Source organism: Billgrantia sp. C5P2, assembly GCF_051062895.2.
This window is the reverse complement of sequence record NZ_CM128542.1, coordinates 1688831-1712615: the sequence shown is the minus strand read 5'-3', so window position 1 is coordinate 1712615 and position 23785 is coordinate 1688831. Positions and strand designations below refer to the sequence as shown.

23 protein-coding genes are annotated in these 23785 nt (G+C 65.0%); 12 read left to right on the top strand and 11 right to left on the bottom strand.

Going from position 1 to position 23785, the window contains the following annotated elements:
• Positions 1 to 23: 23 nt before the first annotated feature.
• The 4 genes from rlmH to ACRWQA_RS07955 form a co-directional block, all read right to left on the bottom strand.
• Positions 24 to 491 (bottom strand): 23S rRNA (pseudouridine(1915)-N(3))-methyltransferase RlmH, encoded by a 468-nt coding sequence (rlmH, locus tag ACRWQA_RS07970; RefSeq protein WP_434230209.1) that lies wholly within the window; start codon positions 489 to 491, stop codon positions 24 to 26.
• Positions 488 to 850 (bottom strand): ribosome silencing factor, encoded by a 363-nt coding sequence (gene rsfS, locus ACRWQA_RS07965; protein ID WP_263580358.1) that lies wholly within the window; start codon positions 848 to 850, stop codon positions 488 to 490. The genes rlmH and rsfS overlap by 4 nt, the downstream gene beginning before the upstream one ends.
• A gap of 65 nt (positions 851 to 915) precedes the next feature.
• Positions 916 to 1545: a nicotinate-nucleotide adenylyltransferase gene (gene nadD / locus ACRWQA_RS07960; RefSeq protein WP_434230269.1), complete on the bottom strand. Its 630-nt coding sequence runs from the start codon at positions 1543 to 1545 to the stop codon at positions 916 to 918.
• 68 nt (positions 1546 to 1613) lie between these two features.
• Complete coding sequence (locus ACRWQA_RS07955; RefSeq protein ID WP_434230205.1) at positions 1614 to 2915, bottom strand: glutamate-5-semialdehyde dehydrogenase; 1302 nt, start codon at positions 2913 to 2915, stop codon at positions 1614 to 1616.
• Positions 2916 to 3005: 90 nt separating this feature from the next.
• On the opposite strand from ACRWQA_RS07955, the gene ACRWQA_RS07950 reads away from it, so the two are divergent.
• Genes ACRWQA_RS07950 through ACRWQA_RS07940 form a run of 3 tightly spaced genes read left to right on the top strand, consistent with a single transcriptional unit; the run spans position 3006 to position 6236 of the window.
• A complete protein-coding gene (locus ACRWQA_RS07950; protein WP_263580360.1) occupies positions 3006 to 3875 on the top strand; it encodes a hypothetical protein in 870 nt (289 codons plus the stop codon).
• Positions 3868 to 4800: a diguanylate cyclase domain-containing protein gene (locus ACRWQA_RS07945; protein WP_434230202.1), complete on the top strand. Its 933-nt coding sequence runs from the start codon at positions 3868 to 3870 to the stop codon at positions 4798 to 4800. Before ACRWQA_RS07950 ends, ACRWQA_RS07945 begins: the two co-directional genes overlap by 8 nt.
• Positions 4801 to 4838: 38 nt before the next feature.
• Positions 4839 to 6236 carry a bifunctional DedA family/phosphatase PAP2 family protein gene (locus tag ACRWQA_RS07940; protein ID WP_434230199.1) on the top strand — a complete coding sequence of 466 codons (1398 nt, stop codon included), beginning with the start codon at positions 4839 to 4841 and terminating at the stop codon, positions 6234 to 6236.
• 16 nt (positions 6237 to 6252) lie between these two features.
• On the opposite strand, the gene ACRWQA_RS07935 is transcribed toward ACRWQA_RS07940, so the two are convergent.
• The 3 genes from ACRWQA_RS07935 to mpl form a co-directional block, all read right to left on the bottom strand.
• Entirely contained in the window at positions 6253 to 6876 is a 624-nt protein-coding gene (locus tag ACRWQA_RS07935) for a LysE family translocator (RefSeq protein WP_263580363.1), read from the bottom strand.
• Between the two features lie 82 nt (positions 6877 to 6958).
• On the bottom strand, positions 6959 to 7576 hold the full coding sequence (locus ACRWQA_RS07930; RefSeq protein ID WP_434230196.1) for a flavin prenyltransferase UbiX: 618 nt from the start codon (positions 7574 to 7576) through the stop codon (positions 6959 to 6961).
• Positions 7569 to 8948, bottom strand: a complete 1380-nt coding sequence (mpl, locus tag ACRWQA_RS07925; RefSeq protein WP_434230193.1) for a UDP-N-acetylmuramate:L-alanyl-gamma-D-glutamyl-meso-diaminopimelate ligase — start codon at positions 8946 to 8948, stop codon at positions 7569 to 7571. Before mpl ends, ACRWQA_RS07930 begins: the two co-directional genes overlap by 8 nt.
• 192 nt (positions 8949 to 9140) lie before the next feature.
• Here mpl and ACRWQA_RS07920 point away from each other — a divergent pair, with 192 nt between their 5' ends.
• Entirely contained in the window at positions 9141 to 10400 is a 1260-nt protein-coding gene (locus ACRWQA_RS07920) for a 6-phosphofructokinase (RefSeq protein WP_434230190.1), read from the top strand.
• A gap of 80 nt (positions 10401 to 10480) precedes the next feature.
• On the opposite strand, the gene ACRWQA_RS07915 is transcribed toward ACRWQA_RS07920, so the two are convergent.
• Positions 10481 to 12136 (bottom strand): bifunctional protein-serine/threonine kinase/phosphatase, encoded by a 1656-nt coding sequence (locus ACRWQA_RS07915; protein ID WP_412031230.1) that lies wholly within the window; start codon positions 12134 to 12136, stop codon positions 10481 to 10483.
• Positions 12137 to 12440: 304 nt separating this feature from the next.
• Here ACRWQA_RS07915 and ppa point away from each other — a divergent pair, with 304 nt between their 5' ends.
• From ppa to purH, 8 genes are all read left to right on the top strand, one after another.
• Positions 12441 to 12971, top strand: coding sequence for an inorganic diphosphatase (ppa, locus tag ACRWQA_RS07910; RefSeq protein ID WP_434230187.1), 531 nt, complete (start codon positions 12441 to 12443; stop codon positions 12969 to 12971).
• Positions 12972 to 13207: 236 nt separating this feature from the next.
• Positions 13208 to 15070, top strand: a complete 1863-nt coding sequence (dsbD, locus tag ACRWQA_RS07905; RefSeq protein ID WP_434230184.1) for a protein-disulfide reductase DsbD — start codon at positions 13208 to 13210, stop codon at positions 15068 to 15070.
• Positions 15071 to 15282: 212 nt separating this feature from the next.
• Complete coding sequence (gene accB, locus ACRWQA_RS07900; RefSeq protein WP_434230182.1) at positions 15283 to 15744, top strand: acetyl-CoA carboxylase biotin carboxyl carrier protein; 462 nt, start codon at positions 15283 to 15285, stop codon at positions 15742 to 15744.
• Between the two features lie 27 nt (positions 15745 to 15771).
• On the top strand, positions 15772 to 17112 hold the full coding sequence (gene accC, locus ACRWQA_RS07895) for an acetyl-CoA carboxylase biotin carboxylase subunit (protein WP_263580371.1): 1341 nt from the start codon (positions 15772 to 15774) through the stop codon (positions 17110 to 17112).
• Between the two features lie 76 nt (positions 17113 to 17188).
• Complete coding sequence (prmA, locus tag ACRWQA_RS07890) at positions 17189 to 18103, top strand: 50S ribosomal protein L11 methyltransferase (protein ID WP_263580372.1); 915 nt, start codon at positions 17189 to 17191, stop codon at positions 18101 to 18103.
• A gap of 78 nt (positions 18104 to 18181) precedes the next feature.
• Complete coding sequence (gene dusB / locus ACRWQA_RS07885; protein WP_263580373.1) at positions 18182 to 19225, top strand: tRNA dihydrouridine synthase DusB; 1044 nt, start codon at positions 18182 to 18184, stop codon at positions 19223 to 19225.
• Complete coding sequence (gene fis / locus ACRWQA_RS07880; RefSeq protein WP_263580374.1) at positions 19222 to 19560, top strand: DNA-binding transcriptional regulator Fis; 339 nt, start codon at positions 19222 to 19224, stop codon at positions 19558 to 19560. The genes dusB and fis overlap by 4 nt, the downstream gene beginning before the upstream one ends.
• Before the next feature lie 75 nt (positions 19561 to 19635).
• Positions 19636 to 21216, top strand: a complete 1581-nt coding sequence (purH, locus tag ACRWQA_RS07875; protein WP_434232463.1) for a bifunctional phosphoribosylaminoimidazolecarboxamide formyltransferase/IMP cyclohydrolase — start codon at positions 19636 to 19638, stop codon at positions 21214 to 21216.
• A 211-nt stretch (positions 21217 to 21427) separates the two neighbouring features.
• Here the strand turns inward: purH and ACRWQA_RS07870 are convergent, their stop codons facing one another.
• The 3 genes from ACRWQA_RS07870 to folX all read right to left on the bottom strand — a co-directional run bounded on the left by ACRWQA_RS07870 (position 21428) and on the right by folX (position 23782).
• Entirely contained in the window at positions 21428 to 22885 is a 1458-nt protein-coding gene (locus tag ACRWQA_RS07870; protein ID WP_434232460.1) for an NAD-dependent succinate-semialdehyde dehydrogenase, read from the bottom strand.
• Between the two features lie 68 nt (positions 22886 to 22953).
• Positions 22954 to 23271, bottom strand: a complete 318-nt coding sequence (locus ACRWQA_RS07865) for a hypothetical protein (RefSeq protein ID WP_434232458.1) — start codon at positions 23269 to 23271, stop codon at positions 22954 to 22956.
• 100 nt (positions 23272 to 23371) lie between these two features.
• The gene (gene folX, locus ACRWQA_RS07860) at positions 23372 to 23782 is read right to left on the bottom strand and encodes a dihydroneopterin triphosphate 2'-epimerase (protein WP_263580378.1); all 411 of its coding nucleotides are present in this window, start codon (positions 23780 to 23782) and stop codon (positions 23372 to 23374) included.
• Between the last annotated feature and the right edge of the window lie 3 nt (positions 23783 to 23785).

Here is a 23785-nt window from a genome sequence, read left to right as displayed (position 1 = left end):
CTTGGTTGTCGTAAAGCCGCCGTTCAGCGGTGGTAGGGATGTCCCACCATCAGGGTCCAGGCACGATAAAGCTGTTCGGCAAGGATCACCCTGACCAGCGGGTGCGGAAGGGTCAACGGCGACAGCGACCAGCGCCGATCGGCAGAGGCGGAGAGCTCCGGCGCCAGTCCGTCCGGTCCGCCTACCAACAACACCACATCGCGTCCTTCGAGGCGCCAGCTCTCGGCCTCCTGCGCCAGGCGTTCGGTGCTCCAGGCCTTGCCGCCGACCTCGAGCGCGACCGTGAGCTCATCACCGCGCAACCGCTCGCGAATCCGCTTGGCCTCGAGTGCCATGGCCCTGGCCGTGTCGGCATTCTTGCCTCGCTGGCCGGGAGCGATCTCCTCGATCTCCAGCGCGAAGTCGCGCGGCAAGCGCTTGCGATACTCTTCGACGCCGTCGTTGACCCAGCCAGGCATGCGCGTACCGACCGCCAGCAGGCGGATCCTCATGCGCCACCATGTTCCTGCTGCTGCTCCGAATCGCTCGGCAAATCGGCCCACAGCCGTTCCAGGTCGTATAGTTGGCGGGTTTCAGGAAGCATGACGTGGACGACCAGATCGCCCAGGTCCACCAGGACCCAATCGGACCCGGCCTGCCCCTCCACCCCCAGCGGCTGGACACCCTTGGCCTTGGCCTGCTGCACCACGTGATTGGCCAGCGCGGCAACATGGCGCGTGGAGGTGCCGCTGGCCACGATCATCAGGTCGGTCACGCTGGTCAGCCGGGACACGTCCAGCTGTGCAACGTCCTTGGCCTTGAGATCATCCAATGCCTCTACCACCAGAGTCTTGAGCGAATCGTTGTGCATAGCCCCTCATCAACGGGAAGTCTTGGTCGCGCCATTGTAGCCTCTTGGGCAGCCGCTGGCAGCGCTCAACGGCGTCGATAAAGCAAGTTGGCGAGAATTCTCTCCTCAACGGCTTCGGGCAGCAGGAAGCGGACGCTCCGATCCGACGCCAGGCGCTGGCGAATCTCGGTCGCCGATATCGCCATGCGCGTGGGCAGTGCAAGGCGCAACAGGCTGCCCGCTGGACGCTGCATCAAGGCACCGGGGGTAGAGACCTCGCGCCCCTCGATCAGTTCGGCCAGGGCAGCCGATAACGGGGCTTCGAAACCGGGACGATCGATCACTACCAGATGGGCCAATTCGAACAGGCGCTGCGGCGAGTGCCAGTCGGCCAGGCGCAGGAAGGCGTCATGACCCAGCGCCATGACGAGCCTTGCCTGGGCGCCATACTCCCTGCGCAGGCTGGCCAAGGTATCGGCGCTGTACGATGGCCCGTCGCGCTCCAGCTCCCGAGGGTCGGCGACGAGCCCTGGCGTATCGCCTATGCCCAGCCGCAGCAGCGCCAGGCGCTCCTCGGGCGTGACCTGGGGGGTCCCGCGCAGAGGCGGCACCTTGGCCGGCACCATGTGGACCCGGTCCAGCCCCAGCACCTCGAGCAACTCCACGGCACTGCGCAGGTGCCCCAGGTGCACGGGATCGAAGGTACCGCCCAGCATGGCCACTCGCGGCGGCTCCAGGGGGAGCGTGGCCCGCTGGGCCGGCAGCGCACTGGTCTGGTGCGAGGTCACCGACGAACCTGTCCGTCGCCCATCACCACGTACTTGCGGGTAGTCAGACCCTCAAGCCCCACCGGCCCGCGGGCATGCAACTTGTCGGTGGATATGCCGATTTCAGCCCCCAGGCCATACTCGAAGCCATCGGCGAAACGGGTCGAGGCATTGACGATCACCGAACTGGAGTCGACCTCGGCCATGAAACGACGTGCCAGCCCGTAGTCCTCGGTGACGATGGCGTCGGTGTGGTGCGAGCCGCAGCGTTCGATGTGCTCGATGGCGGCATCGATACCGTCGACCACACGAACCGCCAGGATGGGTGCCAGATATTCGGCGTACCAGTCGTCCTCGGTCGCAGAGGCGATACCGGGGAGAATGGCTCGGGCGCGCTCGCAACCCCGCAGTTCGACGCCGTGCTCGGCATAAGCCTCGGCCAGTTGCGGCAACAGCTCCGCGGCGACGGGGGCATCGACGAGCAGCGTCTCCATGGTATTGCAGGTGCCGTAGCGCTGCGTCTTGGCGTTGACGGCTATCGCCAGCGCCTTCTCGAGGTCTGCCGTGGCATCGACATAGACGTGACACACCCCGTCCAGATGCTTGATCACCGGCACCCGCGCTTCACGCGAGATGCGCTCGATCAATGACTTGCCACCGCGGGGGATGATCACGTCGACGTATTCCGGCATGGCGATCAGTTGCCCTACCGCCGCACGGTCGGTGGTGGCCACCACCTGCACGGCGCTCTCCGGCAACCCGGCCACACGCAATCCCTCACGAATGCAGACGGCAATCGCGGCATTGGAATCCCGCGCCTCGGAGCCGCCGCGCAGAATGCTGGCATTGCCCGACTTCAGGCACAGGCTGGCGGCTTCCAGGGTCACGTTGGGCCGCGATTCGTAGATGATGCCGATCACACCGAGCGGAACACGCATCTGGCCCACCTGGATGCCGCTGGGGCGAAAGCGCAGCCCGTCGATCTCGCCGACAGGGTCGGGCAATGCCGCCACCTGCCGCAGGCCCTCCACCATGGCATCGAGCCGGGCATCGTCGAGCGCCAGACGATCCAGCAGAGCGGGCTCCAGGCCGTTGTCGCGCCCACGCGCGAGGTCAGCGGCGTTGGCGGCCAACACCTCACTGCGGCGATGCTGGAGCTGCTCGGCCATTGCCAACAGGGCACGATTCTTGTCGCCCGTGACGGCACGGCGCATGTGGGTGGCAGCGACACGCGCCGCCTGACCCAGGCGGGTCATGTAGGCGACGACATCAACCGCCGCGGCTTCGGTGCATTCGGTTTGAGAGGCGTGAGCGGACATGCTGAACGAAGTTCTCCTGGGCAGAGCGCCACAAGGCGCTGCGGGCGTTATACTGGCGCGACACCACGACGAACTCCATAGTAAGGCACCATGCAGAGCAAGTACAAAGTCGGGCTGATGCGCCTGAATCTATGGGCTGCAGCACTACTGCTGATCCTGCTGGCGTACCTGGCGGAACGGCTGTCCAGCGCCCTGTTGCTGGTCTTGGCCAGCGTCTGGCTGATGATAACGGCCAGCCTGCTCGAAATGAGCCATCGGCGGCCTGCCACCGTGCCCTGGCAACTGCTGCCCAGTCTGCTGCTGGCAGGTCTGCTGATTGCCGATCCGGAACGTCATGCATTGTGGCTGTGGGTCTGGCCCGCCCTGCTGATGCTGCCGCAGCCCGGGTGGGTACTGGCCCTCACCTGTGCCTTGGCAGTGCTGACCTGGTGGATGCTGGCGGATCTGCTGGGGATCGAGCAGACCCTGTTCTCCGGCTTGGTATTGCTGCCACTCATGCTGCTCGGCCTGGCCCGCAACCGACATTTGCTGCCGACGCGCTCCGCCGCGCGTCAGCGCATGCGCCTGGTGCCGGGGCTCCCCTTGTGGAGTGGCCAGCAGCTGGCTACCGACCTGCGCCGGGAGCGCGCACGCTGCCGGCGCGAAGGGGTTCATGCCGAACTGATGCTGCTGCGCACTTCGCGACGCCAGCTCTGGCCGCAGGCCCAGGACTTGTGCCGCCTGACCTACGAGTTCGAGAACTGCTACCGCCTCGATCACCGCACCCTGGCCACGCTGTTGCTGAGCCGGGACGACAAACAAGCCAGCGAGCGGCGTCATACGTTGCTCAAGGGGCTGAGGCCCAACGCCAAGGTCCGCTTCGCCTCGTTGAGCGCCCTGGGTACGCTCGAGGAGGCGGTTCAGCGCTTCGAACGTCAGCGTGAGGATCTCCAGGTCGAGTCGGAGAGCGCCCATGGCTGACGATACCCGCATTCATGCCACTCGCATCGTCGTTGCCTATGCCCTTGCCGCTCTCTTGCTGGGCGGATACTCGATCTGGCGCTATCTGATGGGCGACTACCATCGCATCCTGCTGCCGGCATCGCTCGCCCTGGTCATGTTGGTCGCCTGCCTGATGGGCATCGCGAGCACCAGCCAGGCCCGCCTATCGGCCTACCTGGCGCTGATCGTCGGCTACCTGATGCTGGCCCTGGAGCTGCCATGGCTGGACGAAGCAGGCATCATGTGGATCGGCTTCGCCCCCCTGCTCACGGTGCTGCTGCTGCCCTTTGCCTCCGCCATGCTGCTCAATCTGCTGCTGGCCCCGATATGGCTCTTGCTCAGCGATACCCAGTTGGATGCCCATTTGGCGCTGAGCTATGTCGCCATGGCGCTGGTGGCCGCGCTGGTGCCCTGGGAGCAGCGCCGCCAACAGACGCTGCTGGACGCCACCAATCCTCGCGATCCTCACTGCAACGCCCTGGCGCGCGAAGCCATGCATGAGTTGCTGGCGAGTGAATACAAGCGCACCCAGTTCCTCGGCCAACCCTTTGCCGTACTGTCGCTTCACCTGCCTCAACTGGAGATGGCAAGCGAACAGTTCGGCAACCGGGCGCGCCAGGCCCTGCTCGATGCACTTTGCCTGACCGTCAGTCGCTTCTCACGGCGCCACGACTTTCTTGGTCGACAGAGCGCTTCCACCTTCTGGCTGGTACTGCCGGACACCAGCCAGAGCGGTGCCCAGATGGTGCAGCAACGTATCGGGCAGGCGCTGGAAACCACGGTGCTGGTGGACACTGGCCCCCTCCAGGTAAAGATTGCCCACTGCCAACGCCTTCCCGGGGAAAGCTGGCCACGCTTCGAACAGCGCCTGCTGACCATGACGCGACATCTCAGTAACACCTGAAGGGACTCACAAAGAGCTGGTAACCAAGGAGTCGATGCTTGAGCCTGACCCAAACCCTGCTGCAACTCGCCCCCTCCCCCGAACTGTTGCTGCTCATCGTGGGCGCCATCGCGTTGCTCGAGTCACTGGCTCTGGTCGGCCTGCTGCTGCCCGGAGTGATCCTGATCACGGCAGCGGCATCGCTGGCCGGCCATCAGGACATGGCCGTGACGTCCCTGTTGCTGGCAGCCTTCGGCGGCGCCGTACTCGGCGACGGGCTCAGTTTCACCTTGGGTTATACCCAGCGCGAGCGAGTCACTCGGCTATGGCCGCTGTCGCGTCATCCAGAGTGGCTGGCTCGCGGCGCACGCTTCTTCCAACGCTACGGTAGCCTGTCGGTGTTCTTCGGACGCTTCGTCGGCCCGGTTCGCCCCGTCATCCCACTGATTGCCGGCATGCTGCATATGTCGCCGCGCGCCTTCCTGTGGGCCAACCTGGCCTCGGCTGCCCTGTGGGCGCCAGCCTATGTGCTACCGGGATATCTGCTCGGACAGACTTGGCAGCAACTGCTGACGATTCCAGCGGGACTGGAAGCGCTCCTGGTCACGCTGGCCGCGATCGTCGTGGCTCTGGCAGTGGCCTTCTCCTGGCTGCGCCACCAGGTGAGTCGCTCCGGCCGCGCCTACCGAATGCTGGCGCGAGGCGCAAGGCGCCACCCCCTTCTGCGACGGACTTGGCTGAAGCGAAGCGGGCACGGTGAGTTCCCGCTGGCAAGCTGGCTGCTGCTGATCTTCTCTCTAGGCGGGCTTTCCGGGCTCACCATTGCGGTCATCCGCCAGCGCGGCCCCTTTCCAATCGACCTCCAGGTGAACGCCTTCTTCGATGTCCTGGTAGTGCCGATGCTGCCCGAAGCGGGCCAGCTTCTGGCACGTGTCGGAGACATCATCGGCATCCTGGCCCTGGTGCTGCCCTGGGGTATCTGGCTGCTGGCCCGCCGACACCTGGCCGCCCTGGCCCATGTCGCCGCCGGGCTCGGCGGCATCGCAGTGCTCAACATCCTGGGCAAGGCGTTGATCGGCCGGCCCCGCCCGGACACACCGGATTATCTGGCCGGCTCGTTGGCCTATCCCAGCGCCCACGCCTCGTCCGCCGTGGTGCTGTACGGCCTGGCCGCCGCCTTCGTGGCCCAGGAATTGCCACCGCAGCGGCGCTTCTGGGCGTACTGGCTGGCCATCGCACTGACCCTGCCCATGGCAATGTCGCGCCTGATCATCGGCGTACACTGGCTCACCGACCTGATTGGCGGAGGCCTGCTCGGGCTGGTGGTCTGCGCCCTGGTACGCCTGGCCTGGCAGCACCGGCCCCATGCCCCGCTCTCGCCCTGTCCATGGCCTTGGTTGACGGTCGCCTCGCTGGTGCTGCTCAGCGCACGAGTGGCATTGCTGCCCGCCATCTGATAGAGCGTGAGGTACTTCAACCAAAGGCCAGCCAGCAACCAACGCCGATCATCAACGTACCGGCAACGCGGTTGAGCAGCCTCACATTGCCGCTCTCACCCAGCACTCGCCGCAAACCGCGCCCACCGGCGGCATACAGCAGCAGGCTCAGGAATTCGATGGTCAGGATCACGGCGATCAGCACGGCCAACTGTCCACCCAACGGGCGCGACGCATCGAGGAAGGGTGGCAACAGTGCGACGAAAAAGGCCCAGCCCTTGGGGTTGGCCACCGCCGTGACAAAGCCCTGCAGCGCCAGTTGGCCACGCGAAGCCGGCACCAGCTCGATGCTGTCGAGCGGAATGGCCATGCGCCCCCGGGAACGCCACATCATCACCCCCAGGTAGCCGAGGTAGGCACCACCGACCCACTTGAACAAAGCGAAAAGTTCGGGCTGGCGCAACATCAATGCTGCCACCCCGGCTCCGGCAGCGGCGGCCACCAGGCCGACGCCGACGAGCTCCCCCGCCATCATCCATAGCGTGCGCCTGACCCCCTGGGTCATGCCCAGCACCATCGACAGCGTCATGCACATGCCCGGTGTCAAAGAGACGAACAAAAAGGTCGGCACGAACACCGACAGCAGCGATAGCTTGATCATGAGAAGGATCTCGAGTCTCGCCCTGGCACTTCAGCCTGCCAGGATTCGATGACATTCAGGTGGCCTCAGGCGGGTACGACGCTCACTCTCCCCAGCGCGGCAACAGGCGATGCTCGATACCGAGCTGGTTGAGGATCCGAGCCACGATGAAGTCGATGAGGTCGTCCACGCTCGCAGGCCGATGGTAGAAGCCGGGTGCTGCCGGCAGGATGACCGCCCCCATCCGGGTCAGCGACAGCATGTGCTCGAGATGGATCGCCGACAGCGGCGTCTCGCGCGGCACCAGGATCAGCTGGCGGCGCTCCTTGAGCGCCACGTCGGCGGCACGCTCGATCAGGTTGTTGCTGGCGCCGGTGGCCACCGCCGACAGCGTGCCGGTGGAGCAGGGGCAGATCACCATGGCGGAAGGCGCACCGGAGCCCGAGGCCACCGGCGCCATCCACTCCTCACGCCCGAAGCAGCGGATCTGCCCCGCCGCCGCCCCGTAGCGTTCGGTGAGCGTTTGGGCCAGCCGCTCGGGCCGCGCCGGCAAGGCAGCGTCGGTCTCGGTCTCGATGACAAGATGGGCGGCCTTGGAAACCATCACCCACACTTCGTGCTCCGCCGCTATCAGCGCCTCGATCAGGCGCAGGCCGTACTGGGCTCCGGAAGCGCCGGTGATCGCCACCGTGACCGGGGGATGCAAAGTGCTCTCACCCATGGGCCACCTCGAGCGCCGCCAGCAGTTTCTCGTGGATGCCGCCGAAGCCGCCGTTGGACATCACCACGATGCGATCAAGCGGGCGCGCTTCGGCCACCAGCGCCGCGACGAGCGTGTCGATGTCTTCCTCGAGTCGTGCCGGCACGGGACTGGCAGCCAGCACCGGACCAAGCGACCAGTCGAGGCCCGGCGGCTGGTACCAGAAGGCCATGTCGGCCGCAGTGACGCTGGCCGCCAGACGTTCGCGCAGGGTACCCAGGCGCATGGTGTTGGAGCGCGGCTCGATCACTGCCAGCAGCCGCCCGCGCGGCGTGGCGGCGCGCAGCCCCTCGAGGGTGGCAGCAAAGGCCGTGGGGTGATGGGCGAAATCATCGATGACCTGGATGCCGGCCACCTCGCCGCGCACCTCCTGACGGCGGCGCGGCGTCTCGAAGCGCGACAGAGCGGCACAGCCTCGCGCCAGGTCGACACCGCAGACATGCGCCGCTGCCAAGGCCGCCAAGGCATTGCGCGCATTGTGGGCGCCGGTCAGTGCCCAGTCGACCACGGCATCCTCGTTCACTTCGCCCTCTTGGTGCACCACCCGAAAGCGCGAGGCGTCGTCACGCTCCAGCGCCAGCCGCCAAGGGCTCGCCGCGGCGCTACCAAAGCGCTCCACCGGCGTCCAGCAGCCCATCTCCAGCACGCGCTCCAGCGCCGGCTCGCCGTCTGCGACCAGCAGCCGGCCACGCCCAGGCACGGTACGTACGAGATGATGGAACTGACGCTCGATGGCCGCCAGGTCGGCAAAGATGTCGGCGTGATCGAACTCGAGATTGCCCAGGATAGCGATCTCGGGCCGGTAGTGGACGAACTTGGAGCGCTTGTCGAAGAAGGCGGTGTCGTACTCGTCGGCTTCGACCACGAAGGGCCCGTCGGCAGCGCCGAGACGGGCCGACACACCGAAGTTGCGCGGCACGCCGCCGATCAGGAAGCCGGGTTCGAGACCGGCCGACTCCAGCAGCCAGGCGACCAGGCTGGCGGTGGTGGTCTTGCCATGGGTACCGGCCACGGCGATGACTCTGCGTCCGGGCAGCACGTGCTCGGCCAGCCATTGCGGGCCTGAGGTATAGGGAATGCCGAGGTCGAGCAGTGCTTCGATCTCCGGGTTGCCGCGCGTCATGGCGTTACCGACCACCACCAGGTCGGGGCGCGGCGACAGGTTGGCGGCGGCGTAGGCCTCATACAGGCCGATGCCGGCCTCTTCGAGCTGGGTACTCATCGGCGGGTAGACGCCGCTGTCCGAGCCGGTGACGGCATGTCCCAGATCGCGCGCCAGCAGGGCCAGGCTACCCATGAAGGTACCGCAGATACCGAGAATATGAAGGTGCATGGAGTTCCGACCCTTATTACCAGGTAGAGCTGGCAGGCCATGCCCGCCGGAAAGGAATCGGCAGACTAGCACGGCCTGGCGGCGCCCCTCCAGCGGCGTGCAGGTTCGCCGCCTTTCGTCTAAAATGTTTCGCCTTGTCGTGAAACACGAAACGGACACTTCCCTGTACGAGACCAGGAGCACGCAAGCCCCATGGCCCAGCATAACGCCTTCTATGCCCAGTCTGGCGGTGTCACCGCCGTGATCAACGCCAGCGCCTGCGGTGTGATCGAAGCCTGCCGCCGACACCCTGACCGCATCGGCAAGGTCTACGCCGGCCATAACGGCATCATCGGCGCCCTGACCGAGAACCTGATCGACGTCTCTCAGGAGTCCGACGAGAGTATCGCTGCCCTACGCCATACGCCCGGCGGCGCCTTCGGCTCCTGCCGCTACAAGCTCAAGGACATCGAGAGCCATCGTGCCCAGTACGAGCGCTTGATCGAGGTGTTCAAGGCCCACGACATCCGCTACTTCTTCTACAACGGTGGTGGCGACAGCGCCGACACCTGCCTCAAGGTCTCGCAGCTCTCCGAGAAGATGGGCTACCCGCTGACCGCCATTCATGTGCCCAAGACCGTGGACAATGACCTGCCGATCACCGACAACTCGCCGGGCTTCGGCAGCGTGGCCAAGTACATCGCCACTTCGACGCTGGAGGCGTCGCTGGACATCGCCTCCATGTGTGCCACCTCGACCAAGGTCTTCGTGCTCGAGGTCATGGGTCGCCACGCCGGCTGGATCGCCGCTGCCGGGGCACTGGCCGGTGAAGGCGAAGGCCAGCCTCCTCACCTGGTGATCTTTCCCGAGGTGCCGTTCGAGCGCGGCAAGGTCATGGCCCGCGTCGAGGAGTGCGTGAAGAAGTACGGCTACTGCGTGATCGTGGTTTCCGAGGGTGCTCGCTACGAGGATGGCACCTTCCTCGCCGATTCGGGCAACACCGACGCCTTCGGCCATCGCCAGCTGGGCGGCGTGGCCCCGACGCTGGCTGGCATGGTCAAGCAGGACCTCGGCTACAAATACCACTGGGCAGTGGCCGATTACCTGCAGCGGGCGGCCCGCCACCTGGCCTCACGCACCGACGTGGAGCAGGCCTATGCCGTGGGACAAGAGGCGGTGGAGCTGGCCGTTGCCGGCAAGAACGCCATGATGCCGGCCATCAAGCGTGTCAGCGACGAGCCCTATGAATGGCGTATCGAGCCCGCCCCCCTGGCCGAGGTGGCCAATCGCGAGAAGTTTATGCCGCGCGAGTACATCCGCGAGGACGGCTTCGGTATCACTGACGCTTGTCGCCGTTACCTGTCACCGCTGATCCAGGGCGAAGACTACCCGCCATTCGAGAATGGTTTGCCCAAGGTGGCCAACCTCAAGCTGGCCAAGGTCGAACGCAAGCTGCCCGAATTCAAGCTTTGAGTCGTGCAGCCTAGCTAACACGAAGCCCTCGCCCCGGCGGGGGCTTCGTCGTTTTGGCTACCACTCAGCGCAACCCTTGGTTATCGCAGCAACCAGGAGAGCACCAGCAACAGTAGCAGGATGCCGGCCACGCCCTGCCAGAAGTTGGCCGGCTCGCGCAGGAAGCGGCGCGGGTCGCGACGCTTCGGCTCGGCTCGGCCATCCTGCTGCCGAAGCGCATAGAGCAGCTCGGACATGCGCCGAAAGCGCAACGAACGCTGAGGGTCAAGTGCCCGTCGCAGGGTATCGTCGAGCTGGGGAGTGATCTCGGGATTGAATAGCCTGGCGCTGCGGTAACTCAGCTGTTCGAGGTCGGTATGACTGCGCAGTCGATCCGGGTTCAGCTCGTAGGGCAACTCACCGGTCAGCAGCCAGTAGATCGTCGAGGCCAGCGAATATTGATCGCTGCGCCGGCCGACACCGTCATCCAGTGCATATTCCGGCGCACTGTGTTCGGACAGCCCGGTCTGCCGAGCCAGTTCTCGTGAGCCCCGATGGCCGTCCAGGTCGCGCATGTGGCAGGCGCTGAAGTCGGTCAGCACCACTTGGCCGTGGGTGTCGATCAGGACGTTGTCGGGATGGATGCGCTGGTGCAACACCTCACGGTGATGCAGGGCCTGGACGGCCTTGCCCAGTTGCACCGCAATATCGAGACGCTGGGCCAGGCTGGCCTGGGGGTGCCGAAGGGCCCACTCGGTCAACGTCACGCCTTCCACGTAGACCATCAGGTAATAGAGGTAGCGTCGCGGGCGGGAGGACTCCATGACCCGCGCCACGAACGGTGACTTGACCCGCTCCACCACCCACTGCTGGAGCAGAAAGTGTTCCAGGTAGGCATTGCGGTTGGAAAGCTCGGGGCTCGGTGCCTTCATCACCATTTCACGCTCGGTGCGGCTATCGCGAACCCGGTAGACTCGTGACTGGGCGGTACGCGAGAGCACTTCCTGCACCTCCAGGCCGTCGATACGCTCGCCCGGGGAGAGTTCGGGCGGAATCGGCAGGTCACCATAGATTCGGCCTGGGTGGTCCTGCTCCTCTTCGGGCAACTGGTCGATACGGACCAACTGGAAACAGAACTGGTCGGAACCGTAGCCGCGTTCCTGGGCCCGCTCGCGCGCCGCCGCTGACAGCCGCTCGCAGGCCGCATCGAGATCGCTGGCATCCTCGCGTATCAAGCGCACGTAATCGGATGGCATTAGGGTGCCGCGCACCGCCTGGGTGGTAAAGAGGAAGAGATCGCCCTGCTTCAGCGGCATCTGCATGTAATCGATGTCGATGCTGCCATCCAGCCCCAGGGCCCGAGACGGGTAGCGATAGCCGCCCAGATCGGTCACGTGATCGCGGGTGAGCTGCTCGAACTCGGCACCGCGAAGGCGAAAGACAAGGGTATCGCCCATATGAAACAGGTGGGCCTCACGCCCGCGGTAGACCATGGCGGAAAGGGAGGCGACGTAGCTGCCACCCTCGACGAAAGTGCTCTGGCTGTAGCACCAGCCGTTGAGCGCCCGCAGCACACGGGTAGCCGACGTTTTCACGTCCCAATGATCCGGCGTGGAAAAGTAGTCGGCGAGGAAACCCCTTACACTCAGATCACCGGCCTGCTTGGCGATGGCATTGCGCGAACTGGTATCGCTGATCACCGCGCAGGCGCCCTTGGCGGCAGACTGGGCAGCCTGACTGGGGATGCGCACCGACATGGAACTGCGGTGATGGCGCCGATCCGGCGCCACGAACGCCTGCCCGACACTCAACGACAGTCGATTGGATGGCAAGACACGCTCCTTCAAGATATCGCCACTGATCACCGCTCGCTCCGCATGGCTGGCCGAACCGCCTGACGTCGGCCATCATACACGGTTGCAGCGACCTCAACCTGTCAACCAAAGCCCAACCGACCAACGGCCACCCTCACCTATGTCGCATTGGTAATCCCCTGGCCCGGTCCGTATAATTCTGGCCATTTTGCGGTGTCTCACTTTTCGCCCAACGAAGGAAGCGACGATGAACTTCGACCACATCCCTGCCGGCAAGGATCTTCCCAACGACGTCTACGTCGCCATCGAGATCCCTGCCAACCACGCTCCGATCAAGTACGAGATCGACAAGGAGATGGGTGCTCTTCTGGTTGACCGCTTCATGGCTACGCCGATGTTCTACCCGGCCAACTACGGTTTCATTCCCCACACCCTGGCCGACGACGGCGACCCGCTCGACGCCCTGGTGGTCACGCCATATCCGGTCCAGGCCGGCAGCATCATTCGCGCTCGCCCGGTCGGCATCCTCAACATGACCGACGAGGCCGGCGAGGACGCCAAGCTGGTTTGCGTACCTCACGCCAAGCTGACCACCCTCTATGACGACGTCCAGGAGGTCACCGACCTGCCCGAACTGCTGCGCCAGCAGATCGCTCACTTCTTCGAGAATTACAAGGATCTCGAAAAGGGCAAGTGGGTGAAGGTGGAATCATGGGAAGGCGCCGATGCCGCGCACAAGGCCATCGAGAAGGCCATTGCCGCCTACGAAAAGGCCTGAACGAGCTTCCCCCTCCCTGCACGGGCCGCCCACCGGGCGGCCCGTTTCCTTTCGTGCGACACCGGGGCGCACCTGTAAGGTTCTAACGCCACCGTCGACTGAGTTATTCTAGCGTCATGCGTACCTGGACCCTGCGGTAACGCCGCGTTTCGCTCGCGAGACATTTCCGATGAGTACCGCGCCCCTTCATGAGCGTTGACTATCGACCGCTTACGTTTGCCAGAGGGAAACCCTGCGTGACTAGCCGTCATCTCGCCATACGCCTTGTCTGCTGCCTGCTGCTGTGGCTGCCGCTGAGCGCTCAAGCCCAATGGTTCTCTTCATCTTCCGGCAACCAGAGCGACTTCCTGCCGGTACAGGAGGCCTTCCAGCCCAGCGCCTGGCACGATGGCGAGACGCTGTACATCGGCTTCGAAAACGCCGAGGGCTACTATCTCTATCGCCACCGGCTCGGCGTCGAGAGTCGCGACGATGCGTTCGAGGTCGGCGAGCCGACCATTCCGGAGGGTGAATTCAAGAGTGACGAGTTCCTCGGCGACGTCTACGTCTTCTACGATCGCGTGGTCTTCGAGGCGCCTCTGCAGGGCGGTGCCAATGGCCCGCTGGATATTGCGGTCAATTTCCAGGGCTGTGCCGACGCCGGGCTCTGCTACCCCCCCGAGCGGGTCGAACTGCAGGCTCGCGCCAGCGCCATGCCGGCCGCCTTCACAGGCTGGCGTGACGGCGGCGAATCGAATGGCAATGCGACGGATGCTTCCGCTTCATCTGCCGCGGACCCTCCCGCCATCCGGAGTCAGGATGGCCGCTTCAGCAGTCTGATCGGCGAGGCCAGCCTGCCGTTGGCCCTGGGCCTGTTCTTCCTCGCCGGGCTGGGCCTGACCTTCACTCCTTGCGTGCTGCCGATGGTGCCGATCCTCTCGTCGATCATCGTCGGTCAGAAGCCGACCCGACTGCGCGCCTTTGCCCTCTCCGCCAGCTACGTCGGCGGCATGTCGCTCACCTATGCCCTGGTCGGCGTGCTGATGGGTCTATTCGGCGCCGGCCTCAACCTTCAGGCGCACCTGCAGTCTGCCCCCGTACTGATCGTCTTCGCCCTGCTCTTCGTGCTCTTCGCACTGGCCATGTTCGGCACTTTCGAATTGCGCTTGTCACCACGCCTGGCGGGACACGTCGACGCCTGGCAGGCCCGTGCCCAGCGTAGCGGTCCCGTAGGCCTGGCCGCCGCAGGCGCCCTCTCCGTACTGGTGGTCTCGCCCTGCGTGTCGGCTCCACTGGCCGGCGCTCTGGTGTTCATCTCCTCTACCGGCGATGCGCTGATGGGCGGCGCCGCGCTGCTGGCCCTGGGCCTGGGTATGGGCGTGCCGCTGCTGCTGGTCGGCACCTTCGGCGCCACCGCGCTGCCCCGCAGCGGGGCCTGGATGAACGGCGTCAAGATCACCTTCGGCATCCTCCTGCTCGGCGTGGCCATCTGGCTGGTCGAACGCCTGCTCCCCGCCGCGGCCAGTCTGCTGCTGTGGGCGGCACTGGCGATTGGCAGCGCCCTGGCGCTAGGCGCCCTTTCGTTCAATCTGGCCCAGGGGTGGCCTCGGGTTCGCCAGGCCGTCGGTCTGATGCTCCTGGCCTGGGGTATCGCCCTCGTGTTCGGCGCCGCCATGGGCGGTAGCGACCCGCTGCGCCCCTTGGCATCGCTTACCACAGGCTCAAGCAACGTCGAGAGCGCCGAGATCGCGACGGTGGAGGGTCTCGATGCACTGCGGGACACGCTGCGAGAACGTGCAGATCAAGGCCAGCCTGCCTTCGTGCACTTCACCGCGGACTGGTGTATCTCGTGCAAGCAGATGGAGCGCCAAGTGTATCCCGCCCCTGAGGTCGCCGAATCGCTATCTCGGTTCACCCGTATCAACGTCGACGTGACGCGCAGCGACGCCGCTACCCGTGAACTGCTCGATCACTTCGGCCTGTTCGGTCCGCCGAGCCTGCTATTCTTCAGCGGGGAAGAGGAGATCCGCGAAGCCCGCATCCAAGGTGAGGTCAGGGTTGGCGAGTTCGCCAGCCACCTGCAGGAACTGCTCGCCTGGCTCGAGCAGCAGCGCAGCTGATTTTCTGCCGTCTTCTTGCGAGCGGCAACCAGAGCGAACAGTGTTCCCCACCGGCTGGACATCCCCTGCAATTTTAGGCACACTCCGCCAACAACGCTCATCAAGGCCGATAGCGACGGCAATGTTCGTCATCTTGCCGCGATCTATCGAAAGTTGGCTCGGGTTGACTGCGCCCTTGCCCATCGCCATCTATCCACCGGTCGAGACTCAATATGGATATCCGTAAGGTCAAGAAACTGATCGAGCTGCTGGAAGAATCCAACATCAGCGAAATCGAGATTCAGGAAGGCGAAGAATCGGTGCGTATCAGCCGCCACCCCAATGGCGTCAGCTGGCCCCAGCCCCCCATGCCGCAGTACGCCCCGCAGGCAGCGCCCAGTCAGGCAGCACCGGCTCCTGCCGCCGGCCCCGCCGAGGAAGCCCCCGGGACCAGCTACCAGGGCCACGCCCTAACCTCGCCGATGGTCGGCACTTTCTACCGCAGCCCGGCCCCGGGCTCCAAGGCGTTCGTGGAAGTGGGACAGAGCGTCAAGAAGGGCGAGACCGTGTGTATCGTCGAAGCCATGAAGATGATGAACCAGATCGAAGCCGATCGTGACGGCGTGATCGAGGCGATCCTGGTCGAGGACGGCGAGCCGGTCGAGTTCGACCAGCCGCTGCTCATCATTTCCTGAACTTTCACCGACACTGGCGGACTCCCTATGCTGGACAAGGTTCTCATCGCCAACCGCGGCGAGATCGCCCTGCGAATCCTGCGCGCCTGCAAGGAGCTGGGCATCAAGACGGTCGCGGTGCACTCCAAGGCCGACCGTGAACTGATGCACGTGCGCCTGGCCGACGAGGCCGTATGCATCGGCCCCGCTTCTTCGGCCCAGTCCTACCTCAACATTCCGGCCCTGATCAGTGCCGCGGAAGTCACCGATTCCAGCGCCATACACCCCGGCTACGGCTTTCTTTCCGAGAACGCCAATTTCGCCGAGCAGGTGGAGCGCTCCGGGTTCGTGTTCATTGGACCGCGCGCCGAGACCATTCGCCTGATGGGCGACAAGGTCAGTGCCATCGAAGCCATGAAGAAGGCCGGCGTACCCACCGTTCCCGGCTCGGATGGCCCGTTGGGAGACGACGAAGGCGACAACATCGCCACCGCACGGCGCATCGGTTACCCGGTGATCATCAAGGCCGCCGCCGGCGGTGGCGGCCGCGGCATGCGCGTGGTGCATACCGAGGGCCACTTGCTGTCGGCAATCAACGTGACCCGCACCGAGGCGCACTCGGCCTTCGGCGACGGCACGGTGTACATGGAGAAGTTCCTCGAGCGGCCGCGACACGTCGAAGTCCAGGTGCTGGCAGACGGCCAGGGCAATGCCATCCACCTCTATGACCGAGACTGTTCGCTGCAGCGGCGCCACCAGAAGGTACTCGAGGAGGCTCCCGCCCCCGGCATCGACCCCGATGCCCGGTCCAAGGTGCTCGAGGCGTGTCGCGAGGCGTGTATCGAGATCGACTATCGCGGTGCCGGCACCTTCGAATTCCTCTACGAGGACGGCCAGTTCTTCTTCATTGAGATGAACACTCGTGTGCAGGTCGAGCACCCCGTCACCGAAATGGTGACCGGCGTGGACATCGTACGCGAGCAGCTACGCATCGCTTCGGGCCTGCCGCTTTCGATCCGCCAGGAGGACGTCAAAGTCAACGGCCATGCCTTCGAATGCCGTATCAACGCCGAGGATCCGCGTACCTTCATGCCTTCGCCGGGCAAGGTCACTCTCTACCATCCGCCGGGTGGGCTTGGGGTGCGCATGGATTCACACCTCTATACCGGCTATACGGTACCGCCCCACTACGACTCGCTGATCGGCAAACTGATCACCTGGGGCGATAGCCGCGAGATCGCGCTGACGCGGATGCGCAACGGTCTCGACGAACTGCTGGTGGAAGGCATCAAGACCAATACCGACCTGCACAAGGACCTGGTCCGCGACGGTCATTTCCAGCAGGGTGGCGTCAACATTCACTATCTGGAGAAGAAGCTCGGCTCCTAGAACGTTCCGGATCCGAGCATCGCTCCCTGCGGGGTGGCCACGGCCACCCCGCCTGCGTCATGCACAGGAGATTGCCATGCCCTGGCTGCAACTCAAGGCCCGTATCGCCCCGGAGCAGGCCGAACTGCTCGAGGAATTGCTGCTGGCCGAAGGCGCCACCGCCATCACTCTGCAGGACGCCCACGACGACCCGGTATTCGAGCCCGAGCGCGGCACTACGCCACTGTGGAACGAGACGGTGCTGACCGGCCTGTATGACGACCTCGAGGGGCTCGAGGCGATGCTCGAACGCCTGGCCGCGGCCTGGGCCGAGACTCTGCCCGACGAACCCTGCCCGATCATCGAACACGAGCTGCTCGCCGATCGCGACTGGGAACGTGAGTGGATGGAAGATTTCCAGCCGCTGCGCATGGGCCAGCGGCTGTGGATCGTGCCCAGTTGGCACCAGCCGCCCGACCCGGATGCCGTCAACCTTCACCTGGATCCTGGCCTGGCCTTCGGTACCGGCACCCACCCCACCACGGCGCTGTGCCTGGAATGGCTGGATGCGCTGGCCTTGTCAGGCGATCTCGACGGTGTCGAGCTGCTCGATGTGGGCTGCGGCTCCGGTATCCTCGCCATCGCTGCACTCAAACTGGGAGCGGCGCTGGCCACCGGCACCGACATCGACCCCCAGGCACTCCAGGCCAGCCGCGACAACGCCGAGCGCAACGACATCGCGGAGCACGAACTCGCGCTGCGCTATCCCGAACAACTGGATGACGCACGCCGCTTCCCCGTCGTGGTCGCCAATATCCTGGCAGGCCCGCTGGTGGAACTGGCACCGATGATTGCCGGCCATGTGGCCCCCGGCGGCCGGCTGGCTCTGTCGGGAATTCTCGAGCGCCAAGCCGACGAGGTGCTCGACGCCTATCGCGATCAGGGCCTGACGATGGATGAGCCGAGGACTCGTGAAGGCTGGGTCAGGCTCAGCGGGTACCGTCCGGCCTGAATCTCGGCAATTTTGCTACCTTCACCCTGCCCCTTCAGGGGCGTATGATATGCAGCCCCAAGTTCGATGATCCGTCTCATGCCCGATAGTCGCCCCTTGCCACAGATCGGCCACTACCGCCTGCCCAATCGAGTCATCCTGGCTCCCATGGCCGGCGTGACCGACCGCCCGTTCCGCCAGCTCTGCCGTCGCCTGGGCGCGGGGCTGGTGGTAGGCGAGATGGTCACTTCGGACCCCGCGCTGTGGCATACGCGCAAGTCGCGCCAGCGCATGGACCACCGCGGCGAACCCGGCCCCAGGGCCGTGCAGATCGCTGGCGGCGACGCCACCATGCTGGCCGAGGCGGCACGCCTCAACGCCGATCAGGGCGCCGAGATCATCGACATCAACATGGGTTGCCCGGCCAAGAAGGTCTGCAACAAGGCAGCCGGCTCGGCCCTGCTACGCGACGAGACACTGGTGGCCGAGATCCTCGAAGCGGTAGTGGCGGCGGTCGACATCCCGGTAACGCTCAAGATCCGTACCGGCTGGTGTGCCGAGAGCAACAACGGCGTGAGGGTGGCGCGGCTCGCGGAAGCCGCCGGCATCCAGGCGCTCGCGGTGCACGGCCGTCACCGCCAGCAGCGCTACCAGGGCGAAGCCGAATACGACACCATCGCCGCCATCAAGCAGGCCGTGCGTATCCCGGTATTCGCCAACGGCGATATCGACTCTCCACGCAAGGCCGCCCAGGTTCTGGACTATACTGGTGCGGATGCGGTGATGGTCGGTCGCGGCGCCCAAGGCAATCCCTGGATTTTTCGCGAGATCGACCACTACCTGCGGCATGGTCGCAGCTGCCCACCGCCCGAGTCGGGCGAGAGGGCTAGCGTTTTGCGTGGGCACCTGCACGCCCTGCATGAATTCTATGGCGATTACATGGGGGTGCGAATCGCGCGCAAGCACCTCGGCTGGTACCTCGCCTGCGACCGTCGTTTCGACGCCGACCGACAGCGCGATCTGCGGGCAGCCTTCAATGCTCTGGAGCAGCCCGACGAACAGTATGACTTCATCGACGACCTCTTTCGCCCGGAGGGTAAAGCCGACCTCTCCTGGGCAACGAATGGAATCAGTGCCGCATGAATCGTGAAGCCTTCAATCGCAACGCCGATCTGCCAGGCCTCGAGGCCAGCGCTTGTACTGGCCTACCGGAACTGGACAGTCTCGCCCTGCCATCGGCCACGTTGGCGGAGCAGCCTCTACGCGAAGCCGTGGATACCGCCATGCGACGCTATTTCGACCATCTCGATGGCGGTACGGTAACCGACCTCTACGCCATGGTGATGGCCGAGGTCGAGGCGCCGCTGCTGGCCAGCGTGCTCGAGTATACCCAGGGCAACCAGACCCGCGCCGCCGAGATGCTTGGCCTCAACCGCGGCACGCTGCGCAAGAAACTCAAGCAGCACGACCTGATCTGAATCGGCCGGCTGGGGCGGCGAGGCGCTGCTCAAGCCGGCTTACCTCCACTTCCCAATATAGAGTCGCACCTCATCATGGCCCAAGCCTTCCCCACCCCGGTACGCCGCGCGCTGATCAGCGTCTCCGACAAGACCGGCATCGTCGACTTCGCCCGCAGCCTGTCCGGTCACGGCGTCGAATTGCTCTCCACAGGCGGCACCTTCCGCCTGCTGCAGGAGAACGGCATTGCCGTGACCGAGGTGTCCGAGCACACCGGCTTCCCCGAGATCATGGACGGTCGCGTCAAGACCCTGCATCCCAAGATCCACGGCGGCATCCTGGGACGTCGCGGCCAGGACGACAGCGTGATGGCCGAGCATGGCATCGCGCCCATCGACATGGTGGTGGTCAACCTCTACCCCTTCGCCCAGACCGTGGCCAAGCCGGACTGCACCCTCGAGGATGCGATCGAGAACATCGACATCGGCGGCCCGACCATGGTGCGTGCCTGCGCCAAGAACCACGCCCACACCACCATCGTGGTCGACGCCGGCGACTATGACCGGGTACTGACGGAGATCGCCTCCAACGGCGGAGCCGTGAGCGACGCCACGCGCTTCGACCTGGCGGTGAAGGCTTTCGAGCATACCGCCGGCTACGATGCCGCCATTGCCGACTACCTGGGCCAGCGGGTACCGGGCGGCGAGGATGGCTTCCCGCGCACCTACAACGTACAGTTCGTCAAGAAGCAGGCCATGCGCTACGGCGAGAACCCGCACCAGAGCGCGGCATTCTACGTCGAGGCCGATGCCAGCGAGGCCAGCGTCGCCACCGCCCGCCAGCTGCAGGGCAAGGAACTGTCGTTCAACAACGTGGCCGACACCGACGCCGCCTTCGAGTGCGTCAAGAGCTTCACCGACACCGCCTGCGTGATCGTCAAGCATGCCAACCCCTGTGGGGTAGCGGTCGGCGCGACTCTTCGCGAGGCTTACGACAAGGCATTCGCCACCGATCCCACCAGCGCCTTTGGCGGTATCATCGCCTTCAACCAGCCGCTGGACGCCGACACCGCCCGAGCCATCATCGACCGCCAGTTCGTCGAGGTGATCATCGCCCCCGGGGTCGATGAGGCGGCTGCCGCCATTGTGGCCGAGAAGCAGAACGTGCGCCTGCTCGACGTCGGCGACAACTGGCCCGGCCAGCGCGAGCACGCCCACGACTTCAAGCGCGTCACCGGGGGGCTGCTGGTCCAGGATCGCGACCTGGGCATGGTTGGCCGCGACGAGCTCACGGTGGTCACCGAACGCGTGCCCTCCGAGCAGGAGATGCGCGACCTGGCCTTCGCCTGGAAGGTGGCCAAGTACGTCAAGTCCAACGCCATCGTCTACGCCAAGGGCGGCCAGACCATCGGCGTCGGCGCAGGCCAGATGAGCCGCGTCTATTCGGCCAAGATCGCCGGCATCAAGGCCGCCGATGAAAACCTCTCGGTGCCCGGCTCGGTGATGGCCTCAGACGCCTTCTTCCCCTTCCGCGACGGCATCGACGCCGCGGCAGCGGCCGGCATCACCGCGGTGATCCAGCCCGGCGGCTCCATGCGCGACCAGGAAGTGATCGACGCCGCCAACGAGGCGGGAATCGCCATGGTGTTCACCGGCATGCGCCACTTCAGGCACTGACGCTCGCCGAGCCGCAAGGAGCAAGTCACACGCAAAACCCCACCTGGGCTAGACGCCCGTGTGGGGTTTTCGCGTTATGCTTCTCTACCTCGAGAAACGGTGCGAGCGACGGTCAGACAAGGCGAAAACTGGCGAAGAAGCGGAGCTTACTGCTGTAAGTGAGCATTCTAAGCCAGTTTTCAACGCCGTATGACCGAGCGCAGCCCGTTTATTAACCAAGATCGATGCAGAGGTACTTGGTTTCGAGAAACTCATCGATCCCCTGGTGGCCGCCCTCGCGGCCGAGGCCCGAGGCCTTGACGCCGCCGAACGGCGCCGCGGTGTTGGAGATCAGGCCGGTATTGATGCCCACCATGCCGTACTCCAGGGCATCGGCGACTCGCCACACGCGTCCCAGGTCACGCGAGTAGAAGTAGGAGGCAAGGCCATACTGGGTGTCGTTGGCCATCTGCACGGCGTCCTCTTCGTCCTCGAAGGGAAACACCGCCGCCAAGGGGCCGAAGGTCTCCTCATGAGCGACCTTCATGTCGCCAGTGGCGAAGCTGATCAGCGTCGGGGTAAAGAAGTTCCCGCCCAGCGGATGGGGGTGGCCGCCCAATAGCAGCTCCGCTCCCTTGTCCACGGCATCGTGCACGTGCTCGCTGACCTTGGTCACCGCATTCTCGTCGATCAGCGGCCCGATGTTGATGTCCGGCTCGGTACCATCGCCGACTTTCAATTCACTGTTCATCGCCACTGCCAGCTTCTCGCAGAAGGCATTGATCACGCTCGACTGCACCAGGAAGCGATTGGTGCAGATGCAGGTCTGGCCGGCATTGCGGAACTTGGCCGCCATGGCGCCCTCTACCGCTGCGTCCAGGTCGGCATCCTCGAAGACGATGAACGGCGCGTTACCGCCCAGCTCCAGGGAGATCTTCTGTATATGCTGGGAGGCCCGCGACATCAGCTCACGGCCCACCTCGGTGGAACCGGTAAAGGTGATCTTGCGTACCAGGGGCGACTCGGTCATTGCCGCGGCGATCTCGCTGGCACGCCCCGGCACCACGTTGAACACGCCGCGGGGCACCCCGGCACGCTCGGCCAGCAGCGCCATGGCAGTCGCCGAGAACGGCGTCTGGCTAGCCGGCTTGATGACGATGGTGCAGCCCGCCGCCAATGCCGCGCCGGCCTTGCGCGTGATCATGGCCGCAGGGAAGTTCCATGGCGTAATCGCACCGACCACACCGACCGGCTGCTTGGTGATCACGATGCGCTGGTTGGGCTTGGCCGCGGGAATGGTTTCGCCATAGACCCGCCGCGCCTCCTCGGCAAACCAGCGCAGGAAGCTCGCCGCATAGGCGATCTCGCCAGCCGCCTCCTTGAGCGGCTTGCCCTGCTCGTGGGTCATGATCATCGCCAGGTCGTCCTGGTGCTCGAACATCAAGTCGTGCCACTTCATCAGGATATCGGCACGCTCCTGTGCGGTGAGCGCTCGCCAGCCGACGAGCGCCGTATCGGCGGCGGCGATGGCTCGTTCGGTCTCGCTCCGGCCTAGCCTTGGCACGGTGCCGAAGGTCTCTCCCGTGGCCGGATTGACGACTTCGATCTGTTCGCCGCTTTCGGCCGCAACCCAACTGCCGTCGATGTAGGCGAAAGGGCAATAGAGTTGTGTTTCCTTGAGGGCTTCCATGTTGTCTCTCCTGGCCTCGCGGGGCCTGTACCGAGTATGGGTGAATTCATGCCGCGCCCTGCCCCGTCTCACAGGGCCTCAGTGCTGCGCTGCTCGGGTACGTCCTCGGGAACGCCTTCCTGTCCTGGCGGCTGAAGCATAGCGTTAAGTATGGCAAGTATCAGGACCAACGCGATGGCAATCCAGCAGAGCGCACGGCCGAAGTAGCGCTCGGGCTGACGATGAATCTGACGCAGGCCCATCACGGCAAGGAGGGCGGCAGCGAGATTGAGTGGCAGCAGGCTGCCCTGGAACAACAGGGCAACGAGTGCCGTGACGATGGCCGTCATGGCCCAGGGGGCGTGGCGCCGGCGCGGCGAATCCCGGGAGGAGCTGTCGCGTTCCAAACGATCGTCTCTCTGTCGGCTAGGCAATAGGGCCTCATGCTAAGCGCAAAGCCCCGTTGCCACCAAATCCAGACGGGCCCACGAGGAGACGCGGGCATCCTCAGCGATCTTGACGCGACTCCCGGCTTGCCGAAAGCGTGATGGAAACCGAGTCGGCGAAACGCAGCGCATGAGGCTTATCGATCTCGACCTGCGCCGCTAGCACCTGCTCATGGCTCATGATCAGGTCGAGTACCTCGCGCGTCATGCGCTCCAGGAGCAGGAAGCGGCCCCCTTCCACTCGTTCGATAATCTGCTTGCTGATCGTACGATAGTTGAGCGCCTGCTCGATAAGGTTGAACGCCACCGCTTCATCGGCCCAATAGCGGATCACGGCGTTGATCACCACATCCTGTCGGTTGTTGATCTCTTCCTCCTTGATGCCGATAAACGTACGCAGGCGCAGATTCTTGATGCGAATCGTGGCCATATCGTGATCGAGATGCTGATCGTCCAGGGCATGCAGCGTCATGGC